The 12,458-nt window shown below is 68.1% G+C and carries 8 protein-coding genes; 1 reads left to right on the forward strand and 7 read right to left on the reverse strand.

The genetic code is table 11. From position 1 onward, the window contains the following. Positions 1–10 precede the first annotated feature (10 nt). Both BO221_RS12635 and BO221_RS12640 read right to left on the reverse strand, forming a co-directional pair. Positions 11–1,663, reverse strand: a complete 1,653-nt coding sequence (locus tag BO221_RS12635) for a hypothetical protein (protein ID WP_143195413.1) — start codon at positions 1,661–1,663, stop codon at positions 11–13. Next, positions 1,660–3,873, reverse strand: coding sequence for a methyltransferase domain-containing protein (locus BO221_RS12640; RefSeq protein ID WP_073560663.1), 2,214 nt, complete (start codon positions 3,871–3,873; stop codon positions 1,660–1,662). Before BO221_RS12640 ends, BO221_RS12635 begins: the two co-directional genes overlap by 4 nt. 81 nt (positions 3,874–3,954) lie before the next feature. On the opposite strand from BO221_RS12640, the gene BO221_RS12645 reads away from it, so the two are divergent. Beyond that, on the forward strand, positions 3,955–4,734 hold the full coding sequence (locus tag BO221_RS12645; RefSeq protein WP_158079832.1) for a M50 family metallopeptidase: 780 nt from the start codon (positions 3,955–3,957) through the stop codon (positions 4,732–4,734). 13 nt (positions 4,735–4,747) lie between these two features. On the opposite strand, the gene BO221_RS12650 is transcribed toward BO221_RS12645, so the two are convergent. The 5 genes from BO221_RS12650 to BO221_RS12670 form a co-directional block, all read right to left on the reverse strand. Then, positions 4,748–5,302, reverse strand: a complete 555-nt coding sequence (locus BO221_RS12650) for a hypothetical protein (protein WP_073560665.1) — start codon at positions 5,300–5,302, stop codon at positions 4,748–4,750. Further along, positions 5,299–5,835: a restriction endonuclease gene (locus BO221_RS12655; RefSeq protein WP_073560826.1), complete on the reverse strand. Its 537-nt coding sequence runs from the start codon at positions 5,833–5,835 to the stop codon at positions 5,299–5,301. Before BO221_RS12655 ends, BO221_RS12650 begins: the two co-directional genes overlap by 4 nt. Positions 5,836–6,069: 234 nt before the next feature. Beyond that, on the reverse strand, positions 6,070–6,990 hold the full coding sequence (locus tag BO221_RS12660) for an MBL fold metallo-hydrolase (protein WP_143195414.1): 921 nt from the start codon (positions 6,988–6,990) through the stop codon (positions 6,070–6,072). 147 nt (positions 6,991–7,137) lie between these two features. Next, positions 7,138–8,823 (reverse strand): TrkA family potassium uptake protein, encoded by a 1,686-nt coding sequence (locus tag BO221_RS12665; protein WP_073560667.1) that lies wholly within the window; start codon positions 8,821–8,823, stop codon positions 7,138–7,140. 64 nt (positions 8,824–8,887) lie between these two features. Continuing rightward, complete coding sequence (locus tag BO221_RS12670) at positions 8,888–12,457, reverse strand: M1 family aminopeptidase (RefSeq protein ID WP_073560668.1); 3,570 nt, start codon at positions 12,455–12,457, stop codon at positions 8,888–8,890. Between the last annotated feature and the right edge of the window lies 1 nt (position 12,458).

Genomic DNA, 12,458 nt, shown 5'->3' on the forward strand with positions numbered 1-12,458 from the left:
AACACCTCAGTTACGGAAGGCGAGCCAGCAGAATGCGTACCTCCCGGAGGGCCGCCTTCTCGGCTTCCTCGAGCGCGGTTTCGGAGGCCTGCTCGTAGACAGTGTCGTACCAACGCTGGAAGTGCCGGTCGACGATATCCGCCACCTGCCGCACATCGCCACCCGAGGCCTTGCTGCCCGCCGGCCGGAATGCCGTCCAGACATTGTTGACCCGCTCATGCACGGTGGAGTGCAGCGCCTTGAGGTTGGCCGAACCGTTGATGTTCATCTCGGGAAGGCGGTGCGCGTGCTCCAGGGGAATCCGGTGATGAACCGGGTACTTGCTCCCCGCTGCGTCCACCAATGTCTTCGCGAGGTCCGGACGCAGTTTGTAGAAGTCCGTATTCGCCTGACGTCGCAGGAGCTTGCGCGCTTCCTCATCCAATTTCGTATCGAGGAGCTCCTCGAAACGCGCCATGAGCTTGCGGAACCGGGTCTTCTCCGCCGCCGAGAGCCCTTGTGTCTGGGCCTTCGCCCACAAACGCTGGAACGTCTCCCTCTCTCTCGGGCGTATCCGGACGAGAAAGGATCGGAACCACGCCACGGCTTCCGAACCGCCACGCGCCAGGATGGGCGCCAACCTGGGTGCCACCGCCTCGAAGAGCGCGAAGCCACCACGAAGAGCGAGACTGCCGATGAACCATGTCGCCAGGAACTCGGCACTCGCTATCCCCGCCTGTTGGGCGGTTGCCACCGTCTCCTCTCGCCACTCGCGGAGGATCCGCTCGTAGAGCGCATAGTGCTCGGCGATGAGCGAGGGCGGACCCGGCGGCACGTCTGGCCGCAGCGTTTCGGCCTCCAGCACGTGCCAACGAGCGTGGCTCTCCGCCCGCCGATGTTCCGCTTCCAACCGCAGCCGGACTGTGCGCGGACCTACACCTTGGGTGAACGGTAGAAGTGCCTGGGTGATTTGTACAACCAGGCTCGGCGAAGCAACCCCGATGGATGAGTCACCCCGGGACTCGTAACGCACGGTCTCCGCATCGAGGATCTGATCGTCGTCCAGCATGACCTCGACCAGGAGAGCGGCCCTTCCCCCCTCGGGTACCCGCAGGCCATGGGTCAACCGGGAGGCCACGGCGTGAGCCCGCGCGACGACCTCCGCCGGCATGCCCATGCGCCGCACCGGCAACGTCTTGGCTTCGAGCGGTCTGGTGCCATCCCGCCATGTGAAGGAATTCAGGCGCCAACCCTGTCCCTCGCCGCGCACGGTGAGAACCACCTCTCCCATGCGCGTCCCCACGTAGAGGGGCAAACTGGCATCGAGGCCCGGGACCCAGGAGTCCATGCTCTCCGAGCGGCCCGTCCCTCCAGTGCCCCGCTTCCACGACAGCAGCGTCAGCGCACCGTCCTGCGCCCAGAAGCGAAAGGCCAGTTCCACCCCCGCCTCATCCACCAGACTGGCCACACCTCGCATGCCAGTGGAAGCCGCTGCCGCTTCGGCGCGGATCGCTTCTTCGTCCTGCTCACGACCACGCGTCTCCCACGGTGGAGGGAGTTCCCCCGCGGCCTCTTCGTCTGGAAGCGCATCCTCGCGACCCAGACCCCCGGCCGATCCCACCGTCGTGCACGCCTGCAGCAGCAGGACCAGAAGAGAAATCCACGCTGTTGGCCGAACCGTCACCCCAGCACGCCCAGCGCGTGCGCCAGCCGCCAGGCCACCACCAGCAGGTGTGCGTCCTGCACCGCGTCCAGCTGGCCCACCAGCACTTCCAGCGGCAGCCAGCGCAGGCGCGAGTCGCACGCCGCATCGGCCTCGACCTCCACGGCGAACGGCCAGACCAGCTCCGGGGTAACGCCCGGCGTCGCATGGTACGAGCCGCCGAGCTCCCAGGTGCGGCGCACCGTGATGGAGAACTCCTCGCGCAGGCGCTCGGCGATGAATGCGGGCACCTGACTGAGGTCGCCGAGCGTCCGCGGCAGCCGCCAGGCCGGTGTCACCGCGAGCGTGGCGCTGCCCGTGAAGTGCTGCACCGCCGGCAGCTCCCGGTGCTCGATGCCCACCCGGATGCCCTCCTTCGTCCGCACCACCGGGAGCGCCACCGCCGTGTTGCGGCTGGCCTCGCGCGGCACCAGGTACTCGCGAGGCACGCGCGCCATCACCTTCCCCTCCGCGTCGTGCTCGGAGAAGGTACCGGTGCGCAGATCCAGGTAGCCCACCGTCCCGTCCTCGTACGACGAGAACACCGCGCGCTTCGCGGGCGCCAGGGCATCATCGGCCCACTTCGGCCCACCGGACTGCCCGGCGAGCTGGATGGGAGCGCCGATCCACGGCCCGGGCGAAGTGCCCAGGTGGCGCAGCAGGCGATGGATGTTGAGCTCCAACCGGGCATCCACCATGCCGCCTACGTGACAGGCGCGCAGCACCTGCCGCGCGTCCAGCTCGCGCACCGAGCCCGAGCTGGTGAACGGGGCATAATCGGGCGCTGGCACCCCGCTGGCCGGAACCACCTCCACCAGCCAGGCGGACACGCGCTCGTTCACCCCGCCGGGCGAAGTGAAGTAGCGCGCGGGCTCGGACAAGGCGCGAATGCTGCCGGCCGCGAGGCCGGCCCGCTCTCGAAGGATGCGGGCAATGGCCTTGTCCGGGGCCTCGCCGGCATGGGTGATGGCGGCGAGCGGCTCGGTGACGTAACCGGAGAGCTCCGCGCCCCCGAGATTGGGATGGTCCGCGCACGCATTGATGATGGGCCGCGGGAACCCCTTCTTCGCCAGCACGAACACCTGGCCGTCCTGGCGGAACCAGGGCAGCACATCCATCGTCCGCCCCGGGCGCTCCACCAACTCCCAGACGCGGCTGGTCTCCTCGTGGCGCCACGCACCGAGCGACAGGAAGCGCGGCGTGGCGAGCGGCTCGCTGTGCTCCTCACGCAGCTCGACACCCGCCCCGGCGGGCACCTTCTCGCCCACGATGAGGTAGTTGGTGGGCGGGTACGGCAGCGGCCGCCCATCCAGCCCCGACAGGTGGAACTGGCCCTCGTAGCGGTTGGCGATGATCCACGGGTTGCGGATGGGCATCGAGCTGACGATGCGCAGCCCCCGGCTCCGGAAGGCGGCCTCGAACTGGGCCTGGGAGTAATAGGTGTACTCCTCGAGCAGCTCCACGTCCCAGTCGGTGCGGTAGTCCTTGCGGAGGATGAACTCGTTGGCGGCGCGCAGGGTGAGCCGGTAGCGCACGTGTCCCCGGTGGGGCGAAGCCAGCCGCGTGTACGGCACCGGGCCATCCCGGTTGACGCTGCAACGGAAGCCGCGCGCGAAGCGCTCGAAGAGCGCGGCGGTGGACAGACCCTGGACGGGACCCTCGGCGGCGCCATTCGTGGTGGGAAGGTCGAGCCACACCTCCGCGGGCCCGTCCGGGACGAGGAAGTCACGGATGATGATGACGCCACCGGTGCGCAGCGCGCGCACCTGGTTGTCCAGACACGTCTCCAGACGGGCGAGCGAGAAGCCGTTGAAGCTGGTGACGTGGTGGAGCACCGACGAATCGAGCACCCCATCCAGGGACTCGGGAGGGAAGACGGGGTCGGCGATGTCGCCCGCCACGAAGCGCAGGTTGGGGCGCTGGTAGGTGGCGGCGGCCATGTCCACGGACACGGGGTTGATGTCCACGCCCACCAGTTCCAGGCCGCCATAGAGACAGGCCAGGTCATAGGTGCCGCGGCCCGAGCCGCTGCCCATGTCCGCCACCCGGCCCCGCGTGGGGAAGTGCGCGGTGGTGAGGGCCACCTTCTGCTGCATGGACGCATCCATGCCCGCGAAGTAGGTGGCGTAGTGGTCCGCGTCACCGCGGTGCTGGGCGGCGTACGTCTCGGCCGTGCTCGTCTTGTTGCCCATGGGCCCGGCACTCTAGCAGCGGAACGAAAACCCCCGTGTTAGCGTCCAAGGGGTATGCGTCCCGTCCCCGAGCCGCCGCCGATGTCCACCCGTGCGCTGCTGGCGTGCCTGGTGCTCGCCGCCGCGGCCAGCCTCTTCCTCTGGCAGACGGTGTGGCTGTACCCCTTCCGGCTCCTCGTCACGCTCATGCACGAGAGCGGACATGCCCTGGCGGCCTGGGCCGTGGGCTCCCACGTGAGCAGCGTCACCATCAGCCCGGCCACGGGCGGGCTCACCTACCACTCGCTCACCGGCTCGCTCTGGAGGGAGCTGCTCATCGCCTCCGGTGGTTACGTGGGCTCCTCCCTGGCCGGGGCGCTGCTGCTGGTGGCCGCCGGTCGCATGCGCAGTGGACGTGCGCTGCTGTGGGGACTGGTGGTCTGGATGGTGGGCGTGGCCGTGCTGTGGGTGCCGCTGCTGCCGCCGGACCCGGGGGCCTCCCACGCGCTCGCCACCGGCTCGTCGCGCTCGGACGGACTCTTCACGCTCGGTTTCATCGCCGGCATGGGGGCCCTGCTGGGACTGGTGGCGTGGAAGGGGCCGGTGTGGATGCGGCGCGGGCTCGTCGTGTGGATCGCCGCCCTCTCGTGCCTCCTGGCGCTGCAGGACATCAAGGGCCTGTTCGGCTACGGCCTGGAGGTGGGTGTCTCTGACGCGCACGCCATGGCGCAGCTCACCTACCTGCCCGCGCCCTTCTGGGCGGCGGTGTGGATGGGGGTGTCGCTCGTGGCCATGTGGCTGGGACTGCGCTCCATCGTCCGGCGCCGGCGGCTGGCCGCCTCACGTGGCCCCGTGATGGCGGAACGGTTGTCCATGCGCTGACCCTCGGGTTGGCTCAGAGATTCAGGGTGGACCGGCCCTCACGGTGGTCCCGGAAGAATCGCCGCACCTGCTGCACGACGGGGTGCTCGGCCAGACAGCTCACGTCCACGGACTCCAGACGCCGGCACAGTTCCTTGTCGAGGCGTATCTCCTTGAGCCCGAAGATCTGCTCCAGAACCTGGAGAGGCTCGGTCTGGCCTCGATTCCATTCCTCCTCCGTCGGCTCCCGCTCGAGTACCTGAGACAGCACGCCCCGAGTCTGGAAGAGCAGGCTCTCCGTGTCTGGCACCACCAGGACCACCTTCCACAGGTCGGGACATTCAACCTGGACCAATGCGTAGACGAGGAAGCGGTGCAGCTCGCGAATCTTCTGGAGCTCGGCCGAGCGAGTCCCCGCGACCAGCGCCACGATGGCCTTGCGATTGCTGAGGACGGACCGCGCCAGGGAGACACTCTCCGAGAAGAAGTCCGTTCCCAGCACCTGGAGCGCGTGCCCGAACTCGGGTTCGAGCAGTTTGCGAAGCACCAGGGCATTCGCCTCTCCGCGCACGACGAGACAGGGAATCATCGAAGGTCCTCCGCCTTGAGCTCATAGTCCACCTGGGCTTCCTCCACGGCCTTTCGCCATTTGGCACCGAGAGCCGCACGCATGCCGCCCCTCAATGCCAGAGACACATCCCTGCCGTGCCACAGCAGGACATTGCGCAAGGGTTGCGCGTAGGCTTCCCGCAGGGCGGGCTCCGTGAACCCCTTCACGCTGAACATCAAACCCAGAGCGGCCGGCGGCCGCCGATCCACCCGGACCTTGAACTTCGCGATCGGACTGAAGTCGACGGGCTCCTGCCAGTGCTTGCACTCGACCAGACACGAAAGCCCATCGACGTAGACCGCCCCATCCACCTGCTCCCACTGTCCCCAATACGGCCAGATGACCCGTGCGCCCTCGAGTTGGAACGCTCGCAGGATGAGGTACTCGAAAGCCCTCCCTGGCGGCCAGGGCCACAGGTCCCGAGCCTCCTGCACCTGCGTCCACAGCTCGATCAGCCCGGCCCTCCCCAAGGACCGCACCCAGTCGACGTACCTCGCCTCCCCCGCTTCCATGCCCCACCTCCCGACCCCCAACCCCGCCCGATCCTGCTCAAAGGCTAACGAGCCCCTCTGACACGCGTGGTGATCCAACGCACTCGCCATTCATTGCCCACGCACCCGCCGTGCACGTGGCGCGCATGGCAGTATCCGCCGTGAGAACCCATCACGTCAAGTTGGCTTATCTACCTGTCCGGTCATCCGTTCGCACGTGTCAGGGCAGACGCCGGAGGCAGGACGCGGGGAGTCCTACCGCAGTCCGTCCTGCACCAGCCCGCGTTGAATGAGCCCGGCCATTTGCGCCGCGTCGTGCGCCACCACGAGGTTCAGCTCCGGCGTGGCCCGCTGCAGCTCATGGAGGTAGCGGAGCTGATTCGCCATCGCCTCGCCGTCCTCGCCGAGCAGCCAGTTCACCAGCCTCGGGTGCATGCGCGGCAGCAGGATGTTGTCCTGGTGCCACGCGATGTCTCCCACCAGGAGGAACTCCCGGCCATCCGCCAGCCGCACGTAGACCAGCTGCGTCCCCGGCGTGTGGCCCGGCGCCCGGACGAGCACCACGCCCGGCCGCAGCAGGTGCATCCGCTCGTAACTCAGCGGCTTCAACCGGCCCACCACCTCCGCGGTGAAGCCGGCGCGCTCGGGATCCCTCCCGTGGAGCTGGGCCTCCGTCAGCATCGCCCGGGGAGCCACCTCGTCGAGGTACGGTGAGTGCGCGATGCCCGCACTGTGATCGAAGTGCTCGTGCGTGAGGACGATGGCATCCGCGCGGCGCATCGCCTCCTGGAGCCGGGCATAGTGGTCAGCCTGGAGGCGGGAGCCGGGCATGTTGCTCGCCAGCGTCTCCGCGTCACTCCCGGCATCGACGATGACCGTCCGCCCATCGCCGTAGAGGATCTGGTGCGCCTGGTACACGGCCACACGTGTCCCGAGGAACCGCCCCGCCACCAGGGCGAACTCCGGCATGGTGCCCTCGCCCACCACGATGCGGCGGAGCTCCGTGGGCAATGGCTCTCCCGCCGGCGTGGCGAGCGCTCGCAGCTCCGAGATGGATGGGCCGAAGTCAGTGCGCTCGGGGACTGGGACCGCGGTGAGCGCGATGGCCAGGAACAGAACCGCCACCACCACCACCCCGAGCAACACCTTCCAGATCCGGCGCACTGGTTTGTTCATGTTCAGCCACCATGACGCCAGAGTTCGCACAGGTCAAAGGCCGGAACCCGGGATCCCCTAAACCCTCACCCCGACCCTCTCCCAGGGGGAGAGGGAGAGGAGGCGTGGGCTCTCTTCAGCGAGTCGACTGACACCCCATTCCGGCCATCAGGCGAAGCGATCCTTGAAGCGCCGCTCTCCCTCCGCCGTCCCGATGAGGATGAGCTCGCTTCCGGCGTCGATGGGCCGGGCAGGGTCGGGATTCACGACGGTGCCGCCGGGCGTCTCCAGCGCGATGACGCTGCAGCCCGTCTCCTCGCGGATGCGGGTCTCGCGCAGCGAGCGGCCCAGCACCTTGTCCGAGGCGGGGTAGCGGAACACGTCCAGTCCCTCGGCCAGCATCACCACGTCGCCCTTCTCCAGCACGTTGAGGATGGTGTTGGCCCCCATGGAGGCGTAGGACATGACGAAGTCGGCGCCCGCCCGGTGCAGCGTGGAGACGTTCCGCTCCAGCGTGGCGCGGCTGATGATCTGCATGTCCGGCCGCAACCGCCGGCAGTAGATGGTGAGGTAGATGTTGATGGCGTCGTCGCTGGTGGTGACGAGCGTGGTGGGGGCCTCGTCGATGCCGGCCTGCTTGAGCACCTCGAGATCCGCGGCGGACCCCACCACCACGTGCTCGAGCCCGTGCGCGCTCTCCGGCTTCTGCTCGACGATGCGGTAGGGCACCTCCCGCTCGCGAAGGGAGGCCGCCACCGCCCGGCCCACGCGCCCGCCGCCGAGGATGAGCACCGGGCGGTCGAACACGTTGTAGATGACCACCAGGCTGTCGAAGTGCTCCAGCTGCGCGTCGGTGCCCGCGAGCAGCAGCACGGTGCTGGACTCGATGCGGGTGCCGGAATGAGGAATGGAGAACTGCCCGCGCTGCCACACGCCCACCACGTTCACTCCCGTCACCTCGCGCAGGCGCGACTCCGCGAGCGTCTTGCCCACGAAGGGAGTGCCGGTGACCGGGGCCTCGGCGATGACCAGCTGGCCGAAGCGCCCGATGACGTTGGCGCGCACCTCGCCAGCCAGGGTGCGCCGCGCCAGCGAGCGGCCCAGCATGTCCGGGAGCTGGATGACGTGGGTGGAGCCGGCCAGCTCCAGCACGTCCGCCGACTCCGGCTTGCGCGCCAGGCTCGCGATGGGGACCTTCTCGGTCAGCTCGCGCACGGTGAAGGCGATGTTGGTGTTGAGGAAGTCGTCGCCGGTGGCGACCAGCAGCGACGCCTCCCCCACCCGCAGCCGGCGGTACGTCTCCTGGTCGTCGCGCGGCCCCACCATCACCCGGATGCCTCGGTCGTGCAGCTCGAGCGCCCGTGGGACGTCGTCCTCCAGGACCACGTACGGCCGCCCGTAGAACTCGAGCCGGGGGATGAGGGACATCGTCACCGCGTCGTAGTGGGTGAGGATGACGTGCCCCGCGGTGTCCTCCGGCAATGACCTGGGCGCCCGGCTCTGCCGCTGCGCCTCCATCCACGGGGCGTAGAAGAACTGGATGAAGGTGAAGGGCAGCAACACCAGCAGGAAGATGATGCCGGAGACCAGGACGACGACGGAGAAGGCCCGGCCCATGTCCGACTGGAAGGTGATGTCCCCGAAGCCCAGCGTGCTCATCACCGTGAGCGTCCAGTACAGCCCGGTGAGCCACGAGTGCTGCTTCCCCTCGCGCGCCATCAGCACGTGGAACAGCACGGTGAAGACCACCACCAGCACCAACAGGAGCAGCAACAGCCGCAGCAGGGCGCGGACGTTCTGCCGCGCCTTCGCATCCCGCAGGAAGTACGCGAGCTCGGAGGACAGGAACTTCATGGCCCCCCACATTCCGTTGCCGGACGCCGCATGTCGAGCCTTTTGCCAGGGAGAGGGAGCCGGGTCAGAGCTTCTCCACCGCCACCGTGTTGTCGTCCGGCTTGCGGTCGATGAGCTTGTTGAGTGGATCCAGCCCCGCCTTCGCCGGGCGCTTGTCCACCAGCGCGGTGAACTCCACGTCCTCCTTCGTCACCTGCACCTTCTCCAGGTAGAGCGGCTTGCCGTCCTCGTCGAGCACCCCCACGTCCACCCAGTCCGCGAGCTTCAGCTCCGACTCGGTGCCCGTGCCATTGGCCTCCACCTTGCGCGCCTTCGCCGTGACCTTCACCTCGAACTTCCCGCCCGCCACCTCCGTGTACGTCGCCTTGAGCGCCCGGTTCTCGTACAGGGTGATTCGCTCGAAGAAGTCGTGCAGCACGTATTGCAGGTGCTCGGGCGTCACCGCGCGCAGCTCGGCGAGCAGCTCCGGCGAGTTCGTGAACGGCGGCTGCTGGAAGGCCACCTTCTCCCGGTACGCCGCCAGGGCCCGGTTGAGGTTGTCCTCACCGATGTAGTCCTGCAGCGCGTACATCACCAGACTGCCCTTGCTGTAGTGGATGTACGCCTGGCCCTCCACGAGCAGCAGCGGCGTCTCCTTCTTGCGCTCGAGGCCGCGTCCGCCCAGGTACCTGTCCAGCTCGTAGCGCAGGAAGCGGCCCATGCGCGCCTCGCCGTACTTCTTCTTCATCACCATCAGCGCCGAGTACTGCGAGAGCGTCTCGGACATCAGCGTGGAGCCCTGCACGTTGCCGCCGATGACCTGGTGGGCCCACCACTGGTGCGCCACCTCGTGGGCCGTCACGTAGTAGGGGTAGTCCACGTCCTTGGGGTCCTCCAGGTCCACCTTCGCGATGAAACCGATGCCCTCCGAGTACGGAATCGTATTGGGGAAGGCCTGGGCGAAGGTGCCGTACCGGGGGAACTCGAGGATGCGCACCTGCCGGTGCTGATAGGGCCCGAAGTTCTTCGTGTAGTACTCCAGCGAGTCCTTCACCCCCTGGATCATCCGGTCGATGTTGTACGTGTGGGACGGGTGGTGGAGCACCTCGATGGCCACGCCGTTCCACGAGTCCCGCTTCACCGCGTAGCGCGCGGAGAGGAACGAGTAGAAGTTCAGGATGGGGCTGTCCATCGTGTAGTGGAAGTAGCGCCGCCCGTTCTCCGTCCACTCGCGCTGGAGGTAACCGGGCGCCATGGCGATCTGGTCCGGCGAGGTGCTCACCGTGGCCTCGAACGAAATCCAATCCGCGTCCGAGGTGATGTACGTGTTGCGCCGGGCCTCCAGGTCGTTCACGTCCGCCATGCGCTCCTTGGGCGCGAGCCCATGCTTCTTGCGCGCCTGGTCGTCCTCGAGCTCGAAATCAGCCACGTAGCCCAGCCGCGGCAGCAGCGTGCTGTGGAGGAAGGTGCCGTTCTCCACGAGCGCCGTCTGCGCCCCGTTGTTGCGGAAGCCGCGCGGCTCCAGGCCCAGCTCGAACTGGAGCTCGGCCGAGGCCCCCGGCTCCAGCGGCGTGGGCAGGGTGTACGTGTAGAAGCCCAGCCGCGTGTCCTTCTCGGACGCTGACCCGGCGCCCGCCACCACCAGCCGGTACACCTTCATGTCCTCGGGCAGGTTGACGTACACCGTCTTCACCGGCTCGGCCGTCTTGTTGACGAGCCCGAAGGTGCCCCGGGCCCGCATGCGCGGCTCCTCGGGGAAGAGGTCCACCTGCACCTTCGCCGAGACGATGCGCGGCTGCGCCACCTTCGCCAGCGGCTTGTACTTCTTCTCGTAGTCGGCGAACAGCGCCTGCTCCTCGTGCTCCGTCCGGAAGACGTTGAGGCGGTTGGTGTTGTGGAAGACGAAGACGCCCACGGCCACGGTGCCCACCACGGACAGCGCCAGGCCCGCCCGCACCGGCCGCGAGGCCCGCGCGCCGGCCAGCTTCATCCGCCACCGGGGATCGCTCTCCGTCCCCCGCACCCAGAACAGGTGGGAGACGAAGGCGAGCGCCACCGCCACGAGCGCCCAGTACACGCGGAACCACACCATCTGCCCCACGAACGGCCCGTAACCATTCATGTCCGAGTACGTGGGATTGGGCGCGCTGCCGTAGTTGTACAGACCGTGCTCGAAGCCCATCGCCGAGGCGAAGGTGCTCGCCAGCAGGTAGAGCACCATCGTGAAGTGGCCCAGGTACTTGTTGTCCACCAGCACGTGGACGAGCACCGCCAGCATGCACAGCAGCCACAGGTCCAACAGCCGGTACCCGAAGAGCTCCGTGACGTAGAGGCCCAGCTCCAGGTGGGTATAGCCGTTGAAGAGCTGCACCAGCACCCCGCAGACGAGCAGCACCGCGTTGAGCAGCACCTGTACGCCCATCAGCGCCAGCAGCTTGGAGAGGAAGGGCAGCCACCCGGGCACGGGGAGCGCGTCGGAGAGCTGATTCATGCGCGCGTCGCGCTCGCGCCAGATGAGCTCACCCGAATAGAAGGCGATGATGATGACGTGGAAGAGGCCGAAGCCGCCGCCCACCAGTTCCACCACCAGGTACGTCACCGGGTAGACCGGGGTGCCGAACATGACGCCGAGCGCGCGCGCGGAACCGAAGACCAGGAGGATGCCGGCCAGCACCATCACCACGAAATAGACGTTCTTCACCGTCTCCTTCAGGTCCAGCCACGCCAGGCGCGGGAGCATCCGCAGGAAGGTGCCGTCCCGGAAGTCCCGCGTGACGGAGGGCACCGCGAGCTGCGCCCGGGGCGCCTCGGTCTCGACAGGGGCCTCCACGCGGCCGCCCGCCAGCGCGTGGGTGCGCTGGAAGCGCAGGAGGGTGTAGCCGAGCATGGCGGCGCCCAGGCCCACCCAGATGAGCCGGTTGAGGAGAAACCAGCTCTCGAGCGGCACCAGGAGGGTGTTCTTCTCCGCGGGCGTCCAGTACTCCGTCATCAGCCGCACCGCGTTCATGCCGAACGGGTCCACCAGCGCGGCGATCCATTTGGTGTCGAACTCGTTCAACAAGCGGCCGCCCACGAGGTAGCCCACGAGCAGCACCACGCTGGCGACGTAGACGGGGAGGATGCGGCGGGTGAGCGCGGCCATCCCGAAGAAGAGCGCGCCCGTGAAGAAGAGGTTGGGCAGGATGCTGCCGAGGTAGGGCCGCAGGTACGAGCCCGGCACGGTGGGGCCAATGAGGCTCGCCTCCAGCCAGGGCATGGCGGCGCCGAAGCGGGCTCCCAGGCCGATGCTCGAGAAGATGATGACGAGCGTGAGGAAGGCGCCGAGGAAGCGGCCGAGCAGATAGCGGGCGCGCGAGATGGGGGCGGTGAAGAAGAGGGTGTGCGTGCCGTGAGCGAAGTCCTGGTAGACGGACTGGCCCATCACTCCACCGGTGACGATGACTCCCGAGAAGCCGAGCAGGGTGAGCAGAGAGCTCAGCATGTAGGGCGAGTTGGCGAGCACCTTGCCGCCGCTCCCGCCCACCATGATGGTCTTGAAGGCGCCTCCCGTGGCGTTCAGCGCGAGGAAGGCGAGCGCGAAGAAGACGCCGAAGTAGACCCAGGTGGACAGCAGCTTGAGCCGCTGGCGCAGCTCGAAGAGCGCGATGGAAAGCATG

Source organism: Archangium sp. Cb G35 (assembly GCF_001896145.1).
GTDB classification, from domain to species: domain Bacteria; phylum Myxococcota; class Myxococcia; order Myxococcales; family Myxococcaceae; genus Archangium; species Archangium violaceum.